We start from the raw sequence: 23,607 nt of genomic DNA on the forward strand, positions 1-23,607 counted from the left end.
TTCTGAAGATCATGAGCATCAGGATTTGCTCCTCCCGGATATGCACCACGTGCATTTTCAATTCCCTGAGCTGTAAGAGGATACTTTGAAGAATCCTTAAGGAATTTTGCCACTGCTATGACGTCATTAATGTCTATCTTGCCGTCACAGTTAGCATCTCCGGGTGTTGTCTTACCGGCAGCAACAGCAGTGAAAGTATCAGCATCATACTTTGAAGTTGCAGCAGTGTAAGAACCTGCTATCAGAGCAAGTGCAGCGATACCTGCAGCAGCTCTTTTTGCGTAATTGCTTAATGTTTTTTTCATCTTTTCCATTCCTCCATCTGGATAAATGTTTATACGAATGTACGGCTTTATTGTACAACGTTTTTGTTAATTGTGCAAGTCAAATATTGTGCTTTATAAAACAATTTCACCATATAGTGTTATTATTTAAGTGAAAATAAGACTACTTTGTATCATTTCTACAATTACTATACTGATCGTTCGTGTATCATACACAAAAAGAGACTGTGCAGATTATCCGCACAGCCTCATTATATATTCGTCAGCGTAAAACTGCTAACAGTTCCGACCGTTATTTCGGCTCGTAATTCTCCCTGATGTAAGCAAGGATCCGTTCCGCACGTTCTTCACCGATATAGAAAGCCCTGTTCACCATGTGATAGGTCAGCCGCATATATCCCCTTCCGGATATCTTGATAGTTCCGCCTTCATTGGTGGTACCCTTCGGGAAAAAGCTGATCTCTGCCTTCGGAATGAATATGCTTTTTTGGTATTTTTCGTCGTCGGTGATATCAGGAATATAGGGATCCTCCATTATGATATCCCACAGTGCTTCTCTGTCGGTCACTTCATAATCCTCGGGGAATACCCGCACATCAGACAAAAGCTGTCCTGCATCAACGCTAAGGTGATTCATCAGCATGTCGAGTGTATCAGGGCGATAATCATTTCTGTAATAGAAATAAAAATTATTGCTGTCACTGTACTTTACGGCGATCATTACACTCGGATCTATCTCCATGACTCTGTAGAGGAAAGCGTCTGTTTCCACGCCCTCGTTTTCGACCGATCTGACGTGTATCGAACCAAGAAATCCGCCTATCTTAGTATCGTCTGATTCGTCAGAATAGTAGGTGCATTTATATTCGGAAGATGTGGGCGAGGTTGGTACAGAAGTATTTTCGTTGTGTAAAAATCTGAAGCTTATTATTCTGTAATTATCTAAAACAGGATCGAAAGCAGATTGTTCCCGAGTAACGATAACAGTTGCCTCAACAGGAACCCTCGTCTGTACCTCAGGACTTGTCTGAGACGGAACGGGACTTTGCGTCTGTACGGTCGGGATCGTTTTTTTAGCCGTAGTCTGCGTGGTTTCGGGAACTGTAGTCCTTACCGCTCCCGCAGTCTGTATTCCTGTCGCATTTGTTGTGGGTACTGTAGTCCTTACCGCATTTGTTGCAGGTACTGTAGTCCTTGCCGCATTTGTTGCAGGTACTGTAGTCCTTGACGCCGATTCTGTTCTCATTACGGCAGAGGTATTGACTTGTGTTTCCTGTACATTTTCTGCTACCGCATCGGTCTGCCTGCTTGTTCGGGTTGTAGATACGTTCTTCGCTGTTGATGCTGAACCCCGTTCTCCCGAAGCTGTAGTCTGCACCTGTTTTGTGGTCTTCGCTGTTGATGCGGCAGTCTGTACGGAAGCATCGGTTGCTGTGGGAACTGCGGAAGTGTGTGTGTTATTGTCGCTTATGATGCCGCTGTCGGGAAAGTTACTGCTTGAAACATCCTTGCCCGAGGTAACACGCCATAATCCGATACCTGCGATAACTGCGGCACACATTCCCGATACCGCATATGAAGTCTGTTTTATTTTAACGGCTCTTACTCTGCGCTCCTCGTTTATCTTATCACCGCGAGCCATTATTCTTTCGGCTATCTCTTCATAGCTCCTCATATTCAAAGCCCTCCTTTTCAAGCTGTGTTTTCAGTGCCGCCTTGGCACGATAGAGAAGATTCCTTATCTGACGCTCATTCTTTCTCATTATCTCTGCCGTTTCAGTGTTGCTGAAATTCTCTAAATAGACCAGATACAAAACCTGTCTGTAGTCGCTGCTTAGTTTCTCCATTGCGCTGTAGAGAAGCTTTTTGTCCTCTGTATGTATATGGTTCTTTTCTATATCCTCACGGTCCGAAAGACTGTAGAAATCATCTATGGGAACCTCGCTTATCCTGCGCCGCTTTCGGGCATAGTTATGTGCCGTATTCCTTCCGACGGAGAAAAGCCACGTCCGGAACGTACTCTTCCCGGAGAATTTTGGTTTATCTGTATACAGCTTAAGGAAAGTTTCCTCGGATATCTCCTCGGCTTCGGTAATGCTTTCGGCAAAGCCTGTAAGGTATAGTGTAAGACCGTCCCAGTATTCTGCTACAAGGTCGGTAAAAGAATTTCTGTCACCTTCAAGAAAACGGCGGTAGCTGTCTGCACCGTTATCCATAGAAAGCTCCTTTCATGAAAGTATATTTCCCCTATATATTAGTAACATTTTTTCACGATTTGTCTCACCTTGATTATATGAAAAAATAATTCTGTTGTCAATATGAAATTTTCTGAAAAAACAGTGAGACAAATCCGCAGAAAATGTTACTAAGTAGTGAAAGGCTAAAACTACGCCATAAGCAAAGGAGGAATCACTATGAAAAAAATTACAGCTATTTTATTATCTGCGGTACTTACTTCTGCACCTGTCAGCGCTGTGACCGCAAATGCTGAGACCGCAGAGGGGAACTATGCGGAAAGCTATGAAAACGTCCTTAAGGGATTTGCAGGAGAAAACTATATTCATCTCAGCTTCTGGGACCAATATTACGGAAATACTGCTCATATTCTGGATACCGCCAATAAGATCCATATCATCCCGAGCAGTTATCACGGGACTGTTATAACTGTAGAAGAGGGTACGGAACTTCCCGTGGAGGAAATAACGGATGCGGCTTTCATTGCGGGTTCTGCAACTCCCGAGATAACAAAGGTTGATAATGACACCTACACGTTAGAGGCGATCCGCAGCGATCAGCGCAAGCTTTTCTATGATGCACTGAAAAGCTGTGACTGCGTCAGCAGAATAGAGGAAAAGCTTGTTACCTATGAGGATACGGTAAATGCTTTCGCCGTTCAGCAATGGTACATAAAAACGGATAAAGGTCCCGAGGCTCTTACAGAGGAATACCCCGAGCTTGACCTTGTATATTCTCCAAAATTTAAAAAGGATGCAGAACGTCAGGGCTTCGATTATTGCTATACAGGCGGACTTGACCTCAGTAATGCCTATGATACGCTTACAAACATGGCAGAAAGCGGTTATGGCTTTATGCTGAGCGGAATAATGACATGTCTGGGACAGGATATCACGGAAGAGCATGAATGTACACGCATAGTCTACACCAAGGAAAACAGCGGTACATCCGGTACTATGAGATCTCCCGAGAACGTTGAGGAATACCTCAGGGAAAGCTACGAAAAGCGCATCCCCCTTGATAAGGATTCCGCACTTTTTACACATAAATGCGATGAGGCTTTTATGATACCTGATGATGACCACGGTGCTGTATTCTATTTCATTGAAAGCTATCCCGAAATGATCAATTTCAAAGTCCCGAAAGAGACTGACAGAAATCTGATAAAGCAGATAGTTTCAGAAGTTGATGATAAGCTTGTCTTTGAATGTGAGACTATAGCTTCAGGTGAGACATATAATTGTTCCGTAAAGATGAAAGACGGTGCTATCGGCAGCGTGAACGTCAAAAAACTCTATAATAGACTATCAGATGTGGCCAATGATCTTATCTATAGGTTCGATCAGTCTGAGATCACATATTCCGCCTGTCCATATCTGACAGAATATGATCTGTACATCAATGAAAAAGAGATAACGGAAAAACTCGACGAATACCTTAAGGACAATAACGTGAAAGCTGCGCTTGTAAAACAGTCGGAAAGAAATACCTTGCGCATAGTTCCCGACGATGATTTATCCTTCACAGAGCACTACGATCTGGCACAGGATATCAAGGATAAAACAGGTCTAATGCCATACGGCTTTAGCGATACAGGTGTTCCTCCTATAATAGGAAAAACGATCCACCTTAATAATTATGTCAACGGCGATGCAAACTGTGATAAAGGCGTTGGGCTTGCTGACGCGCTGGCTATTCTGCAATATGTCGCAAATGCTGAAAAGTACCCACTGACAACACAGGGACTTTTCAATGCTGACATAGTCGGCGAAGGCGACGGCATTACTCCTCTCGATGCCCTCGAGATACAGAAGTGGGATGCAAATTATGGCAACCCGTATTCAGTTCCGCAGTCTGCACTGGAATAAAAGGCTGTTTTCAGGCTTAAACGTCAGTTTATTTAAAACAGTATTTTCGGTGAAGCGCTCCGTATAGCTCAGGATAATCTGAACTCGAAGAATTTCTACGCTTGCAACCCTTCATTTGACAAGAACTGCGGCAGATAAAACATTTAAAGCCATAGTATCATCACGATACTATGGCTTTTTTGCCGATATTCAAGTGAACCATTCCTTCATCACGTCAAGAACTGTAACAAGCTCTCCTTCGCTTATGACATACGGTACCATTGCATACATGTATTTAAGGAAAGGTCTGCTGAAAACTCCTCGCTCGTATGCGAATTTTCTGAAGCCGTCAAGCGTCTTAGCATCCGTCACCTCTATGCAGACACATCCGCCCATTATCCTTACCTCTCTTACACGGGGATCGCTGAAGCCTGCCATTTCACGTTTAGTTATCTCCTCTATCCTGCGTATCTTCAACATATAATCTTCACGCTCAAACAGCTCTATGGACTTAAGCGCCGCCGAACATGCAAGTGCATTTCCCATGAATGTAGGTCCGTGCATCAGCGCGTGAGTGGGATCGTCGCTTATAAATCCGTCCCACACCCTTTTATTCGCTACAGTGACTGCATGACCGATATATCCGCCTGTCAGTGCTTTTCCAAGGACAAGTATATCCGGCAGTACAAGGTCCGAAACGAAACGGTTCCCTGTACGTCCGAAACCTGTAGCCACCTCGTCGAAAATAAGCAGTACATCATACTCGTTGCAAAGCTGTCTCGCCCTTTCAAGGAAGCTCACGTCGTACATTCTCATTCCGCCTGCACCCTGTAAAAGAGGTTCAACGATAATGCAGGTAAGACGGTCTCCGTACTCAGCAAACGCTTTTTCCAGCGCAGGTATCTCAGTCGGGATGTGTACAACTCCCCTTTTCTTCTCGCCGCTGCTTCCGAAAGCAAAGTGGTAGTCCTCGTCGTCACCGACCTCCATTGCCTTGAAGGTGTCACCGTGATAAGCGTGTTCAAGCGCAAGTATGGTATCACGTCCCGAACCTCTGTTTGTGTTGAATTGCAAAGCCATTTTCAGCGCCACCTCAACGGCTACGCTTCCCGAATCCGAGAAAAAGCAGTAGTCCAGATCTCCCGGAAGCCATTCTGCAAGCTTGTCCGATAGCTTCTGAACAGGTTCATGGGTAAGACCGCCAAGCATCACATGTGCGAACTTTTCAAGCTGTCCGCTAATGGCGGCGTTTATCTCAGGGTGACTGTAACCGTGTATCACGCTCCACCACGATGATACCGAGTCGATAAGGTCGTGACCGTCCTCGGTATACAGATGAACTCCCTCTGCACGTACTATCTTTAGGGGAGCATCAAGTGTTTTCATTTGTGCATAAGGATACCAGATCATAAATTACCTCCCTGACTGCATATACCGATAAGCGTTTCAGCGGAGATATCCAAATCGCTGTCATTATATCCTACACATGCGATAACGGGAAGTCCCGTCAGCTTTTCGCACATAAACCTGTTATCCTCCTGCATTACATCACCTTTGCGGTAATTGTTCAGAATTATTCCCCTGACTTCAAGACCGTGAGACCTCATGTATTCAACAGTCAGCACTGTATTGTTGATAGTTCCGAGACCTGCATCCGCAACTATCAGAGTCGGCAGCTCCAGTGCCTTTATGATGTCCTCCAGCATGATAACAGTTTCATCGTATCGTATGGGACAAACTATACCTCCGCTTCCCTCGCAGACTACGGTCTCGTACTCCTTGCACAGCTGTCTGTACTGTGAAATGACCGTATCCATTGCGACGGGGTTTCCCTCTATCCTTGAAGCAAGATGCGGAGAATAGGCTCTTTCATAGACATAGGGACACATGGTATCAAGGGACTGAGTGATGCCCGATACTGTCTTTACGAACTGAGCATCCCCGGGGATGAGTCCGCCCTTTTCGTCCCTTTCATTCCCGCTTACAGCCGCCTTGAAGTATGCGGTATCAACTCCTGCTTCACGGAGTTTTTTCACCAATAAGGCCGTCACGTATGTCTTGCCTATATCCGTACCTGTTCCCGTGATGAATATACTCATTTCTGTCTCCTTTCCGTTGAAAAGCCCATACTGTTCAGCATTTCAATATCCCCCTGTATGTCATTTCCCGAAGTCGTCAGCATATCACCTGTGATAGTTGCATCCGCACCCGAAAGAAAAGCCTTTGCGCCGCAGTTTTCCATGAGATTCCTGCCTGCCGCAAGTCTGATATCTGCTTCGGGGACTATATAGCGGAACAATGCCACAGTACGCAGAATATCCTCCGCAGTTATCCGCACTGTATTTTCAAGGGGAGTCCCCTTTATAGGCATTAATGCATTGATAGGTATGGACTTTACGCCCAGTTCCGAGAGACTTACCGCCATATCTATCCTATCCTCCCAGTTCTCTCCCATACCGATTATGCCTCCCGAACAGACCTCGAATCCTGCTTTCTGAGCACGTCTGATACATTCTATTTTGTCCTCGTAGGAGTGAGTGGTGCATATATTGGGAAAATTTCTCCGTGAAGTCTCTATATTGGCGTGATAGCGCCTTACTCCTGCACTGTGAAGCCTGTCAAACTGCTCCTGAGAGAGAAGTCCGTGTGAAGCGCATAGTTCAAGACTGCTCTTGCTGTCCATAAGCTTATAGGCAGATATCGCCTTTTCAAAGTCATCATCGCTGAGAGTTCTGCCTGCCGTGACAATTGAAAAGCGGTGAACGCCCCTCTCCTCGTTATGCAGACACTCAGCAAGTATCTTCTCCTCGTCAAGGAAGGGATACTCCTCTATACCAGTGCAGTGATGTGCGGACTGAGCGCAGAATTTGCAGTTCTCGGAACAGCGTCCGCTTCTGCCGTTTATTATGCTGCAAAGGTCCACATGTTCGCCCTTGAAATGCTTTCTTATCCTGTCAGCACCGCTGCAAAGCTGTTCAAGTTCGGCAGTGATAAAGAAATCCGTATCGTCACCGCGCTTTATACGGTATCCGCCAATAATATCCTCAGCAAGTTTTATAACATCCATATTTACGCCTCCTTAAGACTTAACACAGGCAGCAGTCTCTTTCCGAGAACCGCTGAAAGTATGCAGAGTAAAATATCTCCCGGAACTGCAAGTACAAAGCAGTAAAGGAACAGTTTTCCGATACCGATTGGATCCTTCAGCCAGAGAACGCTTATCATTCTGTAATACACCATTCCAAGTGCATAGACTATACCGAGTCCCGCAAAACAGCCTGCAAGCAGACGTGCTGTAGTCAGGCTTCCGCTGTGTACGATGTGGCCTGTGATGTAGGAACCTGCTATAAAGCCGATAAGATAGCCGAACGTCGGCTGAAGTACATAACCGATACCGCCTCCGCCTGTAAATACGGGGAGTCCTGCGAGTCCAAGCACTACATAAATAGCGGTCGCAGCTGTACCTTTGTTTTTACCGAGGAATACACCTGCCAGTGTAGTAAACAGGAATTGGAGCGTAAAGGGACAAACGGGTACAGGTATGCGTATATATGCACCTGCGGTAATGAGCGCCGTAAACAGCGCAGTAAGTACAATATCCCTTGTCTTGTTCTGAGTTCTGATAACAGTCACATCCTTTCGATCATATATTATATCATCATCGGAGCTCTTTGTCAACCTGTTTTCACGTAAAAGGTGACAACAAAACGATAAAAGTGTCCGATAATAATATCGGACACTGAGAGCATTATAAAAGCCTGAAGCCATTAATTTGGGGATTCTAAAGGGATACTATCCCTTTAGCGGATTCCAAAGGCAGAGCCTTTGGCAGGGTGACTCCCCACAGTGTGGGGAGATGTCAGCGAAGCTGACAGAGGGGACGGACCGGTTAGGTTGGGACAGCGTCCCACATTCTACAAAGCGCACCGCAAAGGGTGAATTTCAAAACAGTCCGGTGGACTGTTTTGAAAGAGGGAACGCCCTGCAAGAGAGGGCGTTCCCTGATAAATCAATTCTTTTTTGACAAGCTGATTGTCCGATAATAGTATCGGACACTGTAAAATAATCTATTTCCACTATGACACGTTTCGGCTCGTTTTTCAAACCTTTAGTTTCAGTACACTCCTTGCATAGGCAAGACTCTGGCAAAGCTGACTGTCCTTGTCAAAGCCTGCAAGCCGCAGTTTATGAGCGTATACAAGTATCTCGTCCAGTTCATCCGAGGGGACAAGTCCCGCTGCGGTAAGTTCCCTTTCGGTCACATACGGTCTTTCCATTATCTCGGTGAAACGACTGTAGCGCTCCATAAGGAATTCCTCGGTATCATCGCACTCTGGTATCTTCCCCAGACCGTCACACAGAGCAAGCTGTATAAGGTCGAACGGTTCAACCGAGCTGTCAAACAGCCTGTTGGTCTTTTTCAGTTTGGAACGCGCATGTGCCATAGTATTCGGCTCCATATGGAGCTCCGTCATATTCAGCACGTAAAGGATAAACTCCTCATCTGTCCCGAGACGTTCAAGGAATACCCTTACCAGCGGAAGTCCCTCATTTTCGTGCCCGTAGGAATGAACTGTACCGTCCTCTGAAACAGTGGTGCATACAGCCTTGCCGAAATCGTGACAGAGTGCCGAAAGCATGAATCCTATGGGATTCCGTACCGTATCACGCCTTGCAGCCGCCTCATCCAGTACAAGCATGGTATGAGTCCACACATCACCTTCAAGGTGATACTTACGGTTCTGAGGCAGGTCGATAAGCGCTTTCAGTTCGGGGAACCACTTGTCAAGTCCGTTACTGTTCCGAATCTTCTCAAAATATCCCGAAGGCTTTTCCGAAGTGAGAAGGACGTTTTTCAGTTCATTCATTATTTCCGTAGGCATATCTATCCTCCTCGCTGTCAAGCAGCTCCGCCTGACGTAATATGCGCTGTTTAGCCTGTTCACGCAGATGCGGAGGTCCCATTATCTCAATTACGGGACCGAAGCTCAGAAGGCGTATCAACAATTCGGTCTCGTCGTATCTGTCGTACCAGAGTTCAACCGTATATTCACCCGTTTCAAGGTCCCGCACAGTGTGTTTCTCGTATGAAGCGAACTCCAGCATGAAGCGTTCAACACCGTTTCGTGAAGTAGTAACACGTATCACCGCAGGGGAACTGCACTTGCGGCTCGAAAAATAATCGTCCAGCGATACGGGAGTGCGGAAGATGCGTCCCGTATCGACGATGTGTGTGATCCGTCCGATATTTATGAGACCGCTGCTCTTTATCTTGTCATTCCGCAGCAGATAGCAGTAAGCACGGAATTTATCGTTCTTGGGAGAGTATTCCATTTTCAGCAGTACGAATTTTCCGCTCACACGGTTCCCGTGTCCAGAAATGAACTCGATATACATTATACTGCGGCGCTTGACGGCTTTCAGCGCATTGCGGAAATTGGATATGTAGCGCTCATTAAGGTAGTCGTCGCTGTCCGCATATCTGTCCGTAACTCTGAAATGTGAGGGAGTGTATAACGGAGATACGTCCGCAAGTTTACCGTTCAGCCCTGCAATGGTCTCGTCGTCCATGAACAGTCTTATCCGAGGATCCGAAAGCTTTGCTTTCAGCCACATTTTCTGCAATTTTGTAAGTACCTTTACAGGCGCATTTTTGGTTATGCGTCTGAGTTCTCCCTCAGTTCCTCGGCTGAAAAGTCCCCAGTCCTCGCTTCCAGGGATGAGCTTCTGCGGCAGAAAAAGCACAGAATCCCTGAATCCCTCACGCTGTACGGTCTCCCTGACCGTCTTTTCATCGGTAACTTCATTTTCAAGAAGCTTCGCCGCTATCCTGAAATAAGTACCGTATATCTCACTGAATATGTTCATCTTCATCACCGCCGTACATTCTTTTCATCCTTGCGATATCGCTTCTGAAGCGCTCCCTTACGCTATCTGCACCGCCTTCTATGCGTACTATCCTGCCGATGAAGGTCTTTGCCCAGTGCATTATCTCATTAGGATCAAAAACGTCCGCAGTAAGCGTATAGAGATGGTCGCCCGTCTTTTCAAGTGTACAGCACCGCTTTTCACGTTCAAGGCGTTCAAGGACATAGGGTTCACTTTCCTCGTCCACAAAGAAAGTTATCTTCATGGGAGTCACCGCTCCCGTATCGTTGCGCATACCGAACGAAACGCCGAAACAGCGGGAGATATTGCGGTCGAATTTTGCTTTTACTACATCGTAGTCCTCGCAGATATCGCCCTTTTTAACCGTCTTCATATAGTCAAGGCGAAATGCCGAGAACCTGTTAACGGCAGGGATAAACGCCGCAAGGTACCTTCTTCCCGTCTGCACAGAGATAAGCACCTTCATCGGTATCACCTGATTTTCGGAACCGGGCTGACTGCTGTCCCTGACCTTCTTTGCGGAGAACGTGCGGAAGGAAATAAAGCGTTTTTCGTTGATGCCGTCCAGTATCTCGGGCAGAAGGATATCTTCAAGAGTGTGGATTATATAGTTGTGTTTTATGAAGAACAGGTCGTTTTCAAGTCCGCACATTTTAAGGATGCTGTTGCCGATGATACCGAGGTCATTGGCCTCGGAGAAGAATTTAAGAGTATCATCAAGTCCACGGAATTCACGGAGATACTCGTCCGCCCTGTCAGCCGACAGTGAATAGTACAGTGTTTTGCCCTGCTTTTCGGAAAGAATTATCCCCTCTTCGACGTATTCCTTAAGCTTGTTGCGGACGGTCTGCTCGTCAAAAAGCTGAGCGTATTCGTTATTAAGTATATCCGTTATGTCCTTGAGAGTACGGCTTTCGCCGTCCTGAAGAACATCCATGATGAGGAAATGAAGGCGGATATCGTTATCTGTGAAGCTTCTGGAGTAATAGGCGTTATACAGCGGATTTTCGGGAATGTGTCCGCTGTCCACCGAGATAGAGACACTTCTTCCGCGTACTGAATCATCATAGCGCATATAGTCGCCTATCCAGCTTTCCACACGGCGCTTTTCGTCACCGTAGGTGCGTATGCTTTTGCGGTCGAAATCGCTTCTAACCTTACAGCCGTATATGAAAAAATCACGGACATAATCACGTGTTTTGTCGAAATTCTTGATAAGTTCGGAAAATCCAGCCATTATTTCCAACTCCTTCCTATATTAATAGTTTAGCAGAAATTCTTTCCGTTTTCAAGACGGTATGAGTGTGTGCAGAAAAATTTATATGATTATTTTCATTTCGTGTGGTATACTGGAATCAAGCTAAAGGAAAGAAGTGAAGAAAATGTTCGTACATTACAAGAAGAATGAAAAAATGCTCCCCATAAAGATATGGCAGACAGATATGGAAGCTGTCGGCGAGAAATGTATCGAACAGGCGGAGCACCTTTCAAAACTCCCGTTCGCACATAAGTGGATAGCACTTATGCCAGATACCCACGCAGGTAAGGGTATGCCCATAGGCGGAGTTATCGCCTGCGAGAATGTAGTTATCCCAAATGCAGTCGGCGTGGATATCGGCTGCGGAATGGCTTACATCCAGACCAATATCCCTGTATCACTCCTGCGTGAGACTCTCACAGGAAGCGGTAATCTGGTACAGACCATATGCGGAGATGTACTGCGTAATATCCCCACAGGATTTGCACATTACAAAACAGCTCAGAATTCAGAGGTGCTGGACCGAGCAAAGGCTGAGATGAACCGCTATGAAGCCGACAGGGAGCTCATCCCACAAATAGAGGAGGGCTACTATCAGGCAGGTACTCTCGGCGGCGGAAACCACTTCATCGAACTCCAGCAGGACGACGACGGAATGTGCGGTATAATGCTCCATTCGGGAAGCCGTCATTTCGGAAATATCGTGGGACAATACTTCAATCACATAGCTCACGGGCTGAATGACAAGTGGTTCTCACAGGTACCTTCCGATTGGAATCTCCCGTTCCTTCCCGTTGATACGGACGAAGGAAAGAGATACCTTGCGTGGATGCAGCTCTGCATGGATTTCGCATATGAGAACCGTTCAATAATGCTTTCAAAGGTGAAGGACATCTTCACAAAGCACGTTGAGAAGCACACAGGTATAGTTCCCGAATTTTCGGAGGAAATAAACTGCCACCACAACTACGCCGCTCTGGAGAACCATTTCGGCAAGGATGTGTGGGTACACAGAAAGGGCGCTATACGTGCCCGTGAGGGAGATATGGGAATCATCCCAGGAGCTATGGGCTCATACAGCTACATAGTACGCGGAAAGGGCGATCCCGACAGCTTCATGTCCTCGTCCCACGGCGCAGGCAGAGCTTACTCACGTACAGCTGCAATGGACACCTTCTCGGTAGAGTCCGTAATGGTAGACTTAAAGCAGCAGAATGTAGTTCTTGCAAAGAACAACAAGTCGGATGTGGCTGAAGAGTCACGTTTCGCATACAAGGACATCAATGATGTCATGTCCAATCAGACCGACCTTACAGAGCCTGTAAAGAGACTCTTCACAGTCGGCGTTATCAAAGGCTGATTTTTCGCCGCTTACAGCAATCAGGGCAGTTCCTTCGGAACGGGTTCAACTCCCACGGCGGCGAGGTGTGGTTTAAGGCACTTACAGCAGTCAACGTTATCCTGTCAAGATAAATAGTGCCTTGTCTTTATTATGAGTTTGCGGCAAACCGAAAAGTCTGCCGCAGAACAATTTTTTCTAAGACGTGAACAGCAGTTAATTTCATTATTGGTTTTTTATTATGATGAATTTCTTTTTACACGTCTTGAATCCTTAAGGCGCATACAGCAGCAATCATGACTATGCTTTTAACGTAGGATCATTTATGCGCCTTGCTAAGACGCAAACAGCAGATATCATACATATGGTTTTTGTATAATGCGTCTTGTTTCCGCCGTCCACGGCTCTTACAGCAATAGTTTTGTCGCCGCAGAGAGCTTTCCTTACGGTCAAAGCGCTGCGAATAAAAACGAGCCGTGACGGGCGGCATTTTTAACGATAATAATATAAGTCAGCAACAGCAATAATATAGTGGTCTTACGCAGGTTCGAATCCTGCCCTGCGGAAACGTATGGGATAAAATGCTGTCTTGAAAACTACCCTTACATTTTTATTGCCGTAAGCGAAAGCAGACTTTAATTTTACAAGATGTGAGCGAGCTTGCGAGCGTAAACGTGGTAGTTCGCGGGGACTCCCCGCTGGAAGGAGAATAACTATGCTGAATTTTCTGAAGAATGAAGCTAATAACACATATACCGAGAACGGTGCTGCGGCTTTCCGTTCATCCGAGTCTTTCTGTCTTGATATGTTCTTCAAGGCAGGCGCTATGAGAAACTCTTCACCCGAAGAGATTGCTAATACGGTAACTCGTGCATACGCCGAGGATCCCGACAAGACAATGAAGATAATCTTCTTTGCCCGTGACGCAAGAGGCGGTCTCGGTGAGAGGCGTTTCTTCCGCATAGCTGTAAGCACACTGGTAAAGACAGCTCCCGAGTCTGTAAGAAAGAATCTGGAACTGTTCCCCGAGTACGGTCGTTTCGACGACCTGTGCATACTGATCGGAACTCCTCTGGAGAAGGATGCAGCTGATATCATCGCAGCTCAGCTCCGCACCGATAAGGCTTCAATGGCTAACGGCGGCAAGGTATCTCTGCTTGCAAAGTGGATGCCTTCGGTCAACACCTCCTCAAAGAAGACAAGGAACATGGGCAGACGTCTGGCAGAACTGCTGGGAATGTCCGAGCCTGAGTACAGAAAGACTCTGTCCGCACTCCGCAAGTATTCGGATATACTGGAGAACCGTCTCCGTGAGCGTGACTACACATTCAACTATGGTGTACAGCCTTCATGTGCTATGTTCAAGTACCGCAAGGCGTTCATACGCAACGACGGCGAGCGCTACAAGGATTTCCTGAACAAGGTCAACAGCGGAGAAGCAAAGCTCCACGCAGACAGACTTTTCCCCTACGATATAGTACGTTCGGCTATGGAGCCCTCTATATCCGATGCTGAGAGACTCTCGCTGGATACCGCATGGAAGTCTCTGCCCGATCTGAATGCAGCAAAGCGTGAAAATGCTATCGCAGTTATAGACGGCTCAGGTTCTATGTACTGGGGAATGGGCGGAATACGTCCCGCAGATGCGGCACTGTCCCTGGGAATATTCTTCGCCGAGCACAATACAGGTGCTTTTGCAAACCACTTCATAACCTTCTCTGAAAACCCTCAGCTGGTCGAGATAAAGGGCAGAGATATCGTTGAAAAGGTAAGCTACTGCCGTTCGTTCAACGAGATCGCAAACACCGATCTGGAAGCAGTTTTCAAGCTGATACTCAAGACTGCCATAAAGAACAAGGTACCTCAGTCCGAGCTGCCCTCAAAGATATACATAATATCGGATATGCAGTTCGACTACTGTGTTACAGGCGGCAATAACGAGGTTCTGTTCAGGGCTGTAAAGAAGCTCTACAGCCAGTACGGCTACAGACTTCCCGAGGTAATATTCTGGAACGTCAACAGCCGCTGTGATGCGATACCCGTGACACGCTCCGAAACAGGTGCGGCACTGGTATCAGGCTACTCACCTTCCATATTCGATATGGTAATGGGCGGAGAGTGTTCACCCGAGCTGGTAATGGACAGGATACTCGCAGCCGAAAGATATGCCTGCATAACAGCTGCGTAAATAAACTATCAGGGGAGACCTTTCAGCAGAAAGATCTCCCCTTTTTATTTTCCCGGACTGTTTTGAAATTCACCCTTTACTGAGCGCTTCATATCACAGAGCTCTGCCTTTGGAATCCCCGATCAGAACCGGAAAAGCATTATATACTCTTCCTCGTTTTCGTCTATGACCTCAAATCCCAGTCTGCGATACATTTTCACAGCGTAGTTTGCTTTCTGTACCGCAAGAGAAGCCTGTCTGTAGCCTCGTTCTTTAAGAAGTCCGAGCATCTCACGCATCATGGCAGTACCTATGCCGAAATTTCTGTATTCTTCAAAAAGCGATATTGCAAAGGATGGTGTCTCGTTGTCGATGTGTCCGTAATCATCCATTATCCTCACCCATACCGCACCGACTATTTTATCATCGGCTTCGGCAGCAAGGCAGATATCGTCCTTATACCTGCCGAAATCGGCGGTATATACCTGTAATTCGGGACGAAATACGATGTCCCTCGGAGGTTTTTCCTGTCCCTCGGGGATGAATATCGCCTCGTAAATGAAGTCCTGAAGCAGCGGGTATTCGCTTTCACGCATTTGTCTGATCTTATAGTCCATTTATCTCACCATTCCGCCTTTTGAGTTCTGTAAAAGCCATAAGGTAAGGCGCAATTCCCTTGGCATCGTTTTCAACGATCTTTTCACCGAGATAATACTCCGCAGAACCGTCCCTGCCGCTGTCTCCGCCGAGACCGCCCATAAGACAGATATTACCGAGTATCGGCGCATCCTCTGTAAAGGTTATGAATCTGTCAGTTACCGTCATAAAGGCTTTTGCTCCTGCACTGCCGTCACCGACAATGCCGAGGCGTTCAGCTTTCATCATTGCATAGGCAAACAGCAGAGTACCGCTTGTCTCGGGGTAATTTCCGCTGAGTTCACGCTTTACGGGAAGCTGATACAGCATCCCGTCATCATCGGTATACCTGCACAGAGACAGCAAAATATCCCTGAGCATTCCACGACAGACATCCGAATCGGGGAGTATCTCCGCAATATCCGCAAGTCCTGCGCACAGCCAGCCTATCGCTCTAAGCCAGAATTCACGGGAACAGCCTGTAGTTTTATCCGCCCAGTTCATCGAGCGAGTCTCGTCATAGCCGTGATAATAAAGACCTGTGTTAACATCTCTCAGCTTCTCGCGGATATTGCCGAGCTGACGCTCAACGTCCTCAATTATTCCGCTCTGCTCGGTCATCACGGCGTATTCAGCCATAAACGGCAGCGCCATATAGCTTCCGTCCAGCCAGAGCTGAAAAGGATATATCGCCTTATGCCAGAAGCTTCCACAGAGAAGTCTCGGCTGTTTAGTCAGCTGTTCCTCGTAAAGGCGCACGAAGCCTCGTCTGTACATCGGTTCACCTGTCAGCTTCCACAGCTTGATGAGGACCTTTCCGCCGTTTATGTTATCCAGATTGAAGTCCTCGGTATGCATTGTGGGTATGGTACCGTCCTCGCGGACATACGCTCCGATGAATTTCTCGGAATACTCAGTCAGACGCTTGTCACCTGTCACCCTATAAAGCATGAGAAGTGCATTTATCATGCATCCGTCGATATAGTTCCACTTAGCCTGTTTTCTGAATATGAAATTCTCCCTGTTCCACATCGGACAAAGAGGCTCTGATATCAGTATCAGCTTATCCAGATAGTCCTTTACCGCCTTTTCGGCTCTTGAAATGTCCATCATCCTGTCAGCCCTCCTGCGGTTATACCACTTATGAATTTTTTCTGTGCAGCTGCAAATACAGCGGCAGACGGTATAAGTCCTATCACGGACATTGCAATTATCTTGCACTGTTCATAGCCGTTGCCTGTGCTGTCGGAAGAAAGCCGCAGAGCAAGTGAGAGGGGATATTTTTCAACAGAGCTTATGTTGATAAGAGGAGTAAGGAAGTCGTTCATAGTCCAGAGGAAAGTGAATACAGATATCGACACTATTACGGGACGGATACAGGGTATCAGCACATAGAACAGCGTCTTTAAAGCGCCGCAGCCGTCCAGCCTTGCCGCCTCGTCAAACTCTTTCGGGACGCCCTTCATGAACTGTATCAGCATGAATACGAACATTCCCTCGGCAGCAAACAGCGAAGGCAGAGTAAGCGGTATATAGGTATCGAGTACGCCGAGTCTGCTCCACAGCAGATAAAGGGGCATTGCCGTAACTATCGCAGGCATGAACATCGAACCCATAAGCAGTGAGAACCACATGCGCTTCATAGGAAAATCGAACCTTGCAAAGCCGTATGCCACAAGTACCGATGACAGTACAGCGAAAACAGTTTTGGGGATGATTATACAGAAGGTGTTAAGGAAGTAATGTCCCATAGAGTAAGGGGTAACGGTCTCCCATGCGCTTCTGTAAACCGAAAAGTCAAAGTGCTTCGGCATGAACCATACCGAGCTGAATATCTCGTCGTTGGACTTGAATGAAGCTCCGATAAGCCATAGAAGCGGATATATCATGACTACTGCAATAGCAGTAAGGAGCAGATATGCAGTTATTTTCTTCTTCATATGCTGTCCTCCCTGTTTCTGCCTGTAAGCCTGAAAAGTATCAGCACTGCGGCGGTTATGAACAGGAAAAGCAGCCACGAGACCGCATTTGCCGTACCTGCATCGTGGTATCTGAACATCTCGTTATATATCATCATTCCTATGGTATAGGTCGAACGCATAGGACCGCCGCCCGTAAGCATATACGGCGCATTGAACTCCTGCATTGCGGCTATCGTCTGTAAAACGAGGTTAAGGAATATGACATTTTTCAGCATGGGAAGGGTTATTGCAAAGAAGCTCCTGACTCCTCCGCAGCCGTCCACCTTTGCGGCATCATAATACTCCTTCGGCACGTCACGAAGTGCATTGAGAAAGAGTACCATTGCCGAACCGAACTCCCACAGACGCAGGAGTATTATCGTAAACAGGGCGTATCTGCTGTCGCCGTACCAGCTTACGGCATCAGCTCCCGTCAGACCGATGAGCTGATTTACAAGTCCGCCCGATGTGAAAAGGAACTGCCACATTATGACAACAGCCAGATTTGCCCCAAGTATCGAAGGAACGTAGAAAGCAGTCCTGTAAATACCTATCCCCCTGACCTCCAGATTCAGCAGCATTGCCGCAAGAAGCGATATTATCAGCTTCAGCGGGACAAGTATAAGAGTGTACTTAATGGTAACGAGAGCTGCATCATGCATTTCGCTGTCAGCAAGCAGTTCCCTGTAGTTTTCAAAGCCGATGAACTGCGGCGGATGAACGCCGTCATAATCGGTGAGTCCAAGCAGGAACGAAGCTGCAAAGGGATAGAGCGTAAACAGGAGGAATCCTGCTATAAACGGCGTTATCAGGAGCAGTCCCGTATACTTGCCCACACCAACAGGGTTGTTGTAAGTTCGTTTTTTCATTTTCTAATCTTCTCCAGATACGAAGACATTGCGTCATACATTTCCTGCGCCGCTGTGTGAGTATCCTCAGTACCGTAGGATACCTTCTCTATTGCCGTGTTATAGAACTCCTTCATTCGGTCAAGCTCCATATACGGACTTATGGTAACTGTATCGGCTGCCTCGAGCATATCATGGTTCTCAAGGACAAGTCCCTCAAGCTTTTCACTGTTTTCAAGGCTTTTCTCCGCATATTCCGAAGAGGGTATACCTCTTGTAGTGCCCAGTATCTCGGCGCACTCGCTGTCATTGAGCATAAAGTCCATAAAAGCAGCCGCTTCATCGGGATGCTCTGTATTTGCAGATATAGCGTAAAGCAGTGAAGGCTTTATCATCCAGCCGCTGTTATTGCCGCTTTCGTCCGCAAGCAGAGGACCTGCCTTAAGCGCACCCTCGGGAAGTACCATTTCATACTTGCCCACAGAGCTGCCCCATTCGAGAACTCCCGCTACTCTTCCGCTGATAAACTCAGAGGACTGATACAATGCGGAATTACCGTCCTGATCGGTATGCTCCTTTACGGTGCGGACTGCATGGGAATCCTCCAGCGACTTGTAAAAATCAAGTGCAGCCTCGATGTCCTCCACAGTGAATCCAAGCTCGCCGTCCATAGTTATAAGGTTGCGTCCTGTTTTCTGCTGTATGTACACTACAGAAAGATACCAGGCAGTAAAGCCAGACTGTATATCAAGATCTATGGGATATTTGTCCGAACCTCTCATAGTCTCGCCCAGCGCCAGAAGGTCGTCCCATGTTTCGGGGAAAGACGCTCCGAGACTTTCGTAAGTCTGCGAATTGTAAAAAGGTCCCCTGCCGCATACCGAAACGGTAACTGCATTAAGAAGCCCGTCCACACGTCCGAAGGAGAGAACGTCCTCGTCAAATCCCGAAAGATCGAGCTGATCCGCAAGTCTGTCCAGATCGTAGAAGCCTTTTCCGTCGGGAGAAAGCGTTACCAGCCAGTCGTAGTTTATCTGCATGATATCGGGAGCGGTACCTCCGCCTATCTGAGCGGCAGTTTTTTCAGTCCAGCCGTCCCAGCCGCCGTATTCGGGAGTTATAACTATCTCGGGATGTCGGCTGTTCCAGAGCTTGATAGCCTCAAGGGTAGCTTCATGCCTGTCGTCCCCTCCCCACCAGGAAAAACGAATAGTGCAGGGATCAAGCTTACCGTCGGGAGCCGTCACGGTTTTATTTGTTCTGCCTCCGCAGGCAGAGAGAGTCACAGCGCAGCAAAATGCCGCAAGCTTCAATAGTTTATCCTTCATACTCTCAACCCTTAAATATAATGATACCATTATTATACACTACTTCTCCCCTGAAATCAACCTGATTTTATTAATTATGACAATCATACAGTCTGCAATAGTTAACTCAGATTTACTAAAAAAGTCTCTGAAATCTATACAAAACGCAATATACAGGCAAGTTCCGTAGTTATAATGCCCCAAAAATTGTTGTGGCGATTTGTATTATTTTCACAAAGTTTCGCCTTAACTATTTACATTTTACACGGATTATACTATAATGTAAGTGGGTAAATGCAGTTGCGATTGCTTTGAAAGAGCAATTTTTGACGAGGGGAAAAGTTATGATCAAGAATTTAATGGGCGACTATGAAACAGTCGAGTACGACAGCAAACGATGTATTTTGCTGTACGACAATGTGGAAAACGAGCCGTATCCCGTCCATTGGCACGATGCGGTGGAAATGATAATGCCAATGAAAAACGAATACCGTGTAACGGTGGCTGACGAGGAGTATAACCTGCGCGAGAACGATATCCTTATCGTTCCCCCATGCGAGCTTCATTCCATGCCGCCTATGCCCGGAAGAAGACTCATCTTCCAGTGCGACAATTCAGTGCTCAGCCAGGTGGCTGCACTGGAACCAATAATGCGCGCACTGAACGGTCCTATCCTTCTGACTCCCGAGTACGATAAGGAGATCCACGTTATGGCTAAAAAGACCATGCTCGATATCCTTACACTCTATAACTCCCATGCAGAGCTTGCTGACGTTAAGATCTATACCGAGCTCATCAATCTTTTCATGACGATAAGAGAGTTCCAGATCGAACAGAACAAGAGCAGCATGGATGTGGACGAGGGAAAGATCGACGAATACAGCGAGAAGTTCGGAGTGGTACTGAAATACATAGACAACAACTATATGTACGACATATCGCTTGATCAGCTTGCAGACGTTGCAGGCTACAGCAAATATCACTTCTCACGTATTTTCAAGCAGTATAACTCTATGTCCTATCTGCAGTATATCAATGCAAGGCGTACAAAAGCTGCCGAGCATCTGCTTATGGACTCTGAAATGCCGATAACCGAGGTCGCAATGCGATCGGGCTTCAAGAGCCTTACAACATTCAATCGTATATTCAAAGAGATCAAACACTGCACACCCACGGATTTTAAGAAGCTGTACACACTACACTAAATAAAGCGGACTTTTAAGTTTTGCTTTTACGGAAATTTTATATGTGATTATCGGGGGAAAACCTTTCTGAGGAAAGGTTCTTCCCCCGAACCCCTTTTCCAAAGACTTTTTGCCCCAAATTTTCAGCCTGACAGGTTACTCACTCATAGTATTACTAAACTGATTGCTTTATATGAGTACCCTGTCAGGCTGAAAATTTAAAGTAAAGGCTCTGAAAAAGATAGAGGGAGACCTTTACTCAAAAGTCTCCCTCAATAAAACACTTAAAACTTCCGTATAGGCACAACTCTGAAAGTCCGCCGTTTTATTTCAGTATATCGTCAAGAATTTGATTTATCAGATCGATATTTGCGTTTGAAGCATCACCGTCTGCATCTGTAAGACGATATACTCCGCTTTCAGGTATGGACCATTCGATAGTACCGTCGCTGTATACGTTTATAACAACATCACCTATATCAGCAGCACCATATGTGAACTTGTATGTCGGAGTCTCTCCCAGGAAGGAATCAACAGCTTCCGCCTTGCTCCAGTCCCAGCCGAAAAATGCATTCGAGACTTCACGGAGCTTTGAACCTGTTAGCGCCTCGCCGTTATAGCTGAGTCCCGTCTTATATGGAGTGCCAAAGGGACAGTAGCCCTCGCTCCAGCCAAGTATGCTTCGTATCTTCATATCGATATACGACGCATCTATGCGATACCATTCCAACTTCTGCTCACCGCCGACTATTTCACGGTCATAAGAAACTATACCGTTATCAAATACAGTAAGCTCGCCCCATGAATTGCCGTCATTCCAGTCAAGACAATACGCACCGAATCCAAGCTGTTCCTCGGGAGCTACATTGTTGACCATACCATTGATATCTTCACTTGAAACCGACTCATAACAGCCTAACTCAATAGCAGAAACAAGCTTATCACGCTGCTCCTTCGAGAGAATAAAAGGACACTCGGTATTTTTATAATTGACAAAGCGGACATTTTCATCGGGAAGATCAAAATCAAGGTCCAGATCATTGACCATACCGACCGTAAGAGTTATCTCTGTGCCGACAGGTACAACAGAACCCGCTTCTATGGACTGCGCTGTAACTGTACGATTTTCATCGTCACCGCCATTATCAAGTGTTCTGACCTTCAATCCATTATACAAAGCCATAGCAGATGCATCAACAACAGGAATGCCGATGTAGTTTTCAACCTTGATATCATCTGTTGCGCCGCAGCTGACATAAAGCGTGATATTTGTGTCCGAAGGAACTACTTCTCCCGGCTTTGGATCGCTGCTTATTACGTAACCCTCCGAAATTTCATCCGACGGCTGGCTTTTATACTCTACATGCTCAAAGCCGCTCTGCATCAGCTGATCCATAGCAAGCTCATACTGCATATTTGTAACATCGAGCATTTCTATATCCTCAACAGGTACAAGAGTGCCGTTGCTGTTTTTTATCTTGATATTTCTTTCCTGTTCAAAAGCCAGCATCTGCTCATCAAAGCTCGGATAATTGATCTTATAATAGGTTACAGGAGCATCCTCAAAAACCTTTTGAGTGAAAACTACTTCAGGAGCAAAATCAAAATCAGGACTTAACTCACCGCAGGCTGCAACACCGTCATCGTATATCATAATGAGCTTATGCCTGTCATCTTCATTAATATCAATAATGTATTCCGGAATATCATCAGCATGGGTGTTGATATCCGCTAATTCAGTGGATCTCCATTCAACAGTATTAAGATACTCTCCGACCACGTGATGGTCATCAGGATTTTCGTAACGTCCGCCTATGAACCAATAATTCATATCCACAAAATCTCCGAACGGCATCATAACTACATGAGTTTCAACTTCACTGGACTGTGCAGGAGCTGTACCGTTTCTGAACATAAAATGCATCGTAGTACCAACTCCGCCGATTATGACCGCACATGCAGCTGCCATAGCAGCGAACCGCATAACAGGTCTTGATTTTACTCGCTCAACACCGCTTACCTGTTCGCCGTTCAAATCGGTATTATCGATATTTTTAACACACTCATCAATTATCTGCTGCTTTTTTTCATCTGAAAGTCTGATTTTTTCCGCAGCATTTCTGATATCCTTGTCATTCATATCACATGTACCCCTTTCTGTACTTTTCTTCGAGTTTTTTCCGTCCCTTTGAAAGGCGCATTTTAACAGCGGAAGGTGATCTGCCTATCATTTCGGCGATCTCGTCCACTTTGTAGCCTTCAATATAGTGAAGGGATAGGACTATCCTGTATTTCTCGGGGACCTCCATAAGCGCATCGATAACAGCAGAATCACTCTCCTCCACGAAATAGCTTTCAAGCAGTTCGTCGCTTACGGTGCTGTGACGATCCCTGTAACGGATCATGTCATGGCACTTATTGCATGCAACACGTATCAGCCACGCCTTTTCATGTTCTGAGCTGTTGAATCGCGGAGCCTTCTGCATATATGTAATGAACGAATCCTGCACAGCGTCTTCCGCATCAGCAGTATTTTTCAGCATCACAAGGCATACCCTGTAGAGATCATCTGCATAGTTCTCGACGGCTTCCCGGATAAGATCCTCTGAAACCATAATCTCAACTCCTTCCATAATATTATGAAGGCTTCAA

The 23,607-nt window shown here is 46.4% G+C and carries 20 protein-coding genes, 1 tRNA gene and 1 pseudogene; 5 read left to right on the forward strand and 17 right to left on the reverse strand.

Annotated features, from left to right (window positions below; genetic code table 11):
* The 3 genes and pseudogenes from BT127_RS04380 to BT127_RS04390 all read right to left on the reverse strand — a co-directional run.
* A pseudogene (locus BT127_RS04380) lies at positions 1–305 on the reverse strand (hypothetical protein); the annotation flags it as partial.
* 271 nt (positions 306–576) lie between these two features.
* On the reverse strand, positions 577–1,959 hold the full coding sequence (locus tag BT127_RS04385) for a hypothetical protein (protein WP_075423813.1): 1,383 nt from the start codon (positions 1,957–1,959) through the stop codon (positions 577–579).
* A complete protein-coding gene (locus BT127_RS04390; RefSeq protein WP_075423814.1) occupies positions 1,946–2,500 on the reverse strand; it encodes an RNA polymerase sigma factor in 555 nt (184 codons plus the stop codon). Before BT127_RS04390 ends, BT127_RS04385 begins: the two co-directional genes overlap by 14 nt.
* A gap of 198 nt (positions 2,501–2,698) precedes the next feature.
* Here BT127_RS04390 and BT127_RS04395 point away from each other — a divergent pair, with 198 nt between their 5' ends.
* Positions 2,699–4,387 (forward strand): hypothetical protein, encoded by a 1,689-nt coding sequence (locus BT127_RS04395; RefSeq protein WP_075423815.1) that lies wholly within the window; start codon positions 2,699–2,701, stop codon positions 4,385–4,387.
* Positions 4,388–4,576: 189 nt separating this feature from the next.
* Here BT127_RS04395 and bioA read toward each other — a convergent pair whose 3' ends face one another.
* The 7 genes from bioA to BT127_RS04435 form a co-directional block, all read right to left on the reverse strand.
* Positions 4,577–5,776 carry an adenosylmethionine--8-amino-7-oxononanoate transaminase gene (gene bioA / locus BT127_RS04400; RefSeq protein ID WP_075423816.1) on the reverse strand — a complete coding sequence of 400 codons (1,200 nt, stop codon included), beginning with the start codon at positions 5,774–5,776 and terminating at the stop codon, positions 4,577–4,579.
* Positions 5,773–6,465: a dethiobiotin synthase gene (gene bioD, locus BT127_RS04405; RefSeq protein WP_075423817.1), complete on the reverse strand. Its 693-nt coding sequence runs from the start codon at positions 6,463–6,465 to the stop codon at positions 5,773–5,775. Before bioD ends, bioA begins: the two co-directional genes overlap by 4 nt.
* On the reverse strand, positions 6,462–7,433 hold the full coding sequence (gene bioB / locus BT127_RS04410) for a biotin synthase BioB (protein WP_075423818.1): 972 nt from the start codon (positions 7,431–7,433) through the stop codon (positions 6,462–6,464). The genes bioD and bioB overlap by 4 nt, the downstream gene beginning before the upstream one ends.
* 2 nt (positions 7,434–7,435) lie before the next feature.
* Positions 7,436–8,044, reverse strand: coding sequence for a biotin transporter BioY (locus tag BT127_RS04415; RefSeq protein ID WP_502687140.1), 609 nt, complete (start codon positions 8,042–8,044; stop codon positions 7,436–7,438).
* A 422-nt stretch (positions 8,045–8,466) separates the two neighbouring features.
* Positions 8,467–9,249 (reverse strand): hypothetical protein, encoded by a 783-nt coding sequence (locus BT127_RS04425; protein ID WP_075423820.1) that lies wholly within the window; start codon positions 9,247–9,249, stop codon positions 8,467–8,469.
* Positions 9,227–10,234: a WYL domain-containing protein gene (locus tag BT127_RS04430; protein ID WP_075423821.1), complete on the reverse strand. Its 1,008-nt coding sequence runs from the start codon at positions 10,232–10,234 to the stop codon at positions 9,227–9,229. The genes BT127_RS04425 and BT127_RS04430 overlap by 23 nt, the downstream gene beginning before the upstream one ends.
* Positions 10,218–11,492: a WYL domain-containing protein gene (locus tag BT127_RS04435; RefSeq protein WP_075423822.1), complete on the reverse strand. Its 1,275-nt coding sequence runs from the start codon at positions 11,490–11,492 to the stop codon at positions 10,218–10,220. The genes BT127_RS04430 and BT127_RS04435 overlap by 17 nt, the downstream gene beginning before the upstream one ends.
* A 145-nt stretch (positions 11,493–11,637) precedes the next feature.
* On the opposite strand from BT127_RS04435, the gene BT127_RS04440 reads away from it, so the two are divergent.
* From BT127_RS04440 to BT127_RS04445, 3 genes are all read left to right on the forward strand, one after another.
* Positions 11,638–12,873 carry an RtcB family protein gene (locus tag BT127_RS04440; RefSeq protein WP_075423823.1) on the forward strand — a complete coding sequence of 412 codons (1,236 nt, stop codon included), beginning with the start codon at positions 11,638–11,640 and terminating at the stop codon, positions 12,871–12,873.
* Between the two features lie 406 nt (positions 12,874–13,279).
* Positions 13,280–13,418, forward strand: a tRNA-OTHER gene (locus tag BT127_RS16720).
* Between the two features lie 149 nt (positions 13,419–13,567).
* Complete coding sequence (locus BT127_RS04445; RefSeq protein WP_075423824.1) at positions 13,568–15,040, forward strand: DUF2828 family protein; 1,473 nt, start codon at positions 13,568–13,570, stop codon at positions 15,038–15,040.
* Positions 15,041–15,162: 122 nt separating this feature from the next.
* Here the strand turns inward: BT127_RS04445 and BT127_RS04450 are convergent, their stop codons facing one another.
* From BT127_RS04450 to BT127_RS04470, 5 genes are read right to left on the reverse strand one after another with little or no spacing between them, the layout of a single operon-like run.
* Positions 15,163–15,636, reverse strand: coding sequence for a GNAT family N-acetyltransferase (locus tag BT127_RS04450; RefSeq protein WP_075423825.1), 474 nt, complete (start codon positions 15,634–15,636; stop codon positions 15,163–15,165).
* Positions 15,626–16,768, reverse strand: a complete 1,143-nt coding sequence (locus BT127_RS04455; RefSeq protein WP_318257144.1) for a glycoside hydrolase family 88/105 protein — start codon at positions 16,766–16,768, stop codon at positions 15,626–15,628. Before BT127_RS04455 ends, BT127_RS04450 begins: the two co-directional genes overlap by 11 nt.
* Complete coding sequence (locus tag BT127_RS04460; protein WP_082334893.1) at positions 16,765–17,595, reverse strand: carbohydrate ABC transporter permease; 831 nt, start codon at positions 17,593–17,595, stop codon at positions 16,765–16,767. Before BT127_RS04460 ends, BT127_RS04455 begins: the two co-directional genes overlap by 4 nt.
* A complete protein-coding gene (locus BT127_RS04465) occupies positions 17,592–18,485 on the reverse strand; it encodes a carbohydrate ABC transporter permease (protein ID WP_075423827.1) in 894 nt (297 codons plus the stop codon). The genes BT127_RS04460 and BT127_RS04465 overlap by 4 nt, the downstream gene beginning before the upstream one ends.
* On the reverse strand, positions 18,482–19,792 hold the full coding sequence (locus tag BT127_RS04470; protein WP_075423828.1) for an ABC transporter substrate-binding protein: 1,311 nt from the start codon (positions 19,790–19,792) through the stop codon (positions 18,482–18,484). The genes BT127_RS04465 and BT127_RS04470 overlap by 4 nt, the downstream gene beginning before the upstream one ends.
* A gap of 323 nt (positions 19,793–20,115) precedes the next feature.
* Here BT127_RS04470 and BT127_RS04475 point away from each other — a divergent pair, with 323 nt between their 5' ends.
* Positions 20,116–20,976 carry an AraC family transcriptional regulator gene (locus BT127_RS04475; protein ID WP_075423829.1) on the forward strand — a complete coding sequence of 287 codons (861 nt, stop codon included), beginning with the start codon at positions 20,116–20,118 and terminating at the stop codon, positions 20,974–20,976.
* A 304-nt stretch (positions 20,977–21,280) separates the two neighbouring features.
* Here the strand turns inward: BT127_RS04475 and BT127_RS04480 are convergent, their stop codons facing one another.
* A complete protein-coding gene (locus BT127_RS04480; protein WP_075423830.1) occupies positions 21,281–23,095 on the reverse strand; it encodes a PASTA domain-containing protein in 1,815 nt (604 codons plus the stop codon).
* A 1-nt stretch (position 23,096) separates the two neighbouring features.
* Positions 23,097–23,570 carry an RNA polymerase sigma factor gene (locus tag BT127_RS04485; protein ID WP_082334894.1) on the reverse strand — a complete coding sequence of 158 codons (474 nt, stop codon included), beginning with the start codon at positions 23,568–23,570 and terminating at the stop codon, positions 23,097–23,099.
* Positions 23,571–23,607 lie beyond the last annotated feature (37 nt).

The organism is Ruminococcus sp. XPD3002 (genome assembly GCA_900119535.1).
Classification (GTDB): domain Bacteria; phylum Bacillota; class Clostridia; order Oscillospirales; family Ruminococcaceae; genus Ruminococcus; species Ruminococcus flavefaciens_H.

What these genes read in the sequence shown, in the direction of transcription:
- BT127_RS04385 (WP_075423813.1), bottom strand. Translation starts at nt 1,959, where the DNA reads ATGAGGAGCTATGAAGAGATAGCCGAAAGAATAATGGCTCGCGGTGAT.
- BT127_RS04390 (WP_075423814.1), bottom strand. Translation starts at nt 2,500, where the DNA reads ATGGATAACGGTGCAGACAGCTACCGCCGTTTTCTTGAAGGTGACAGA.
- BT127_RS04395 (WP_075423815.1), top strand. Translation starts at nt 2,699, where the DNA reads ATGAAAAAAATTACAGCTATTTTATTATCTGCGGTACTTACTTCTGCA.
- bioA (WP_075423816.1), bottom strand. Translation starts at nt 5,776, where the DNA reads ATGATCTGGTATCCTTATGCACAAATGAAAACACTTGATGCTCCCCTA.
- bioD (WP_075423817.1), bottom strand. Translation starts at nt 6,465, where the DNA reads ATGAGTATATTCATCACGGGAACAGGTACGGATATAGGCAAGACATAC.
- bioB (WP_075423818.1), bottom strand. Translation starts at nt 7,433, where the DNA reads ATGGATGTTATAAAACTTGCTGAGGATATTATTGGCGGATACCGTATA.
- BT127_RS04425 (WP_075423820.1), bottom strand. Translation starts at nt 9,249, where the DNA reads ATGCCTACGGAAATAATGAATGAACTGAAAAACGTCCTTCTCACTTCG.
- BT127_RS04430 (WP_075423821.1), bottom strand. Translation starts at nt 10,234, where the DNA reads ATGAACATATTCAGTGAGATATACGGTACTTATTTCAGGATAGCGGCG.
- BT127_RS04435 (WP_075423822.1), bottom strand. Translation starts at nt 11,492, where the DNA reads ATGGCTGGATTTTCCGAACTTATCAAGAATTTCGACAAAACACGTGAT.
- BT127_RS04440 (WP_075423823.1), top strand. Translation starts at nt 11,638, where the DNA reads ATGTTCGTACATTACAAGAAGAATGAAAAAATGCTCCCCATAAAGATA.
- BT127_RS04445 (WP_075423824.1), top strand. Translation starts at nt 13,568, where the DNA reads ATGCTGAATTTTCTGAAGAATGAAGCTAATAACACATATACCGAGAAC.
- BT127_RS04450 (WP_075423825.1), bottom strand. Translation starts at nt 15,636, where the DNA reads ATGGACTATAAGATCAGACAAATGCGTGAAAGCGAATACCCGCTGCTT.
- BT127_RS04455 (WP_318257144.1), bottom strand. Translation starts at nt 16,768, where the DNA reads ATGATGGACATTTCAAGAGCCGAAAAGGCGGTAAAGGACTATCTGGAT.
- BT127_RS04460 (WP_082334893.1), bottom strand. Translation starts at nt 17,595, where the DNA reads ATGAAGAAGAAAATAACTGCATATCTGCTCCTTACTGCTATTGCAGTA.
- BT127_RS04465 (WP_075423827.1), bottom strand. Translation starts at nt 18,485, where the DNA reads ATGAAAAAACGAACTTACAACAACCCTGTTGGTGTGGGCAAGTATACG.
- BT127_RS04470 (WP_075423828.1), bottom strand. Translation starts at nt 19,792, where the DNA reads ATGAAGGATAAACTATTGAAGCTTGCGGCATTTTGCTGCGCTGTGACT.
- BT127_RS04475 (WP_075423829.1), top strand. Translation starts at nt 20,116, where the DNA reads ATGATCAAGAATTTAATGGGCGACTATGAAACAGTCGAGTACGACAGC.
- BT127_RS04480 (WP_075423830.1), bottom strand. Translation starts at nt 23,095, where the DNA reads ATGAATGACAAGGATATCAGAAATGCTGCGGAAAAAATCAGACTTTCA.
- BT127_RS04485 (WP_082334894.1), bottom strand. Translation starts at nt 23,570, where the DNA reads ATGGTTTCAGAGGATCTTATCCGGGAAGCCGTCGAGAACTATGCAGAT.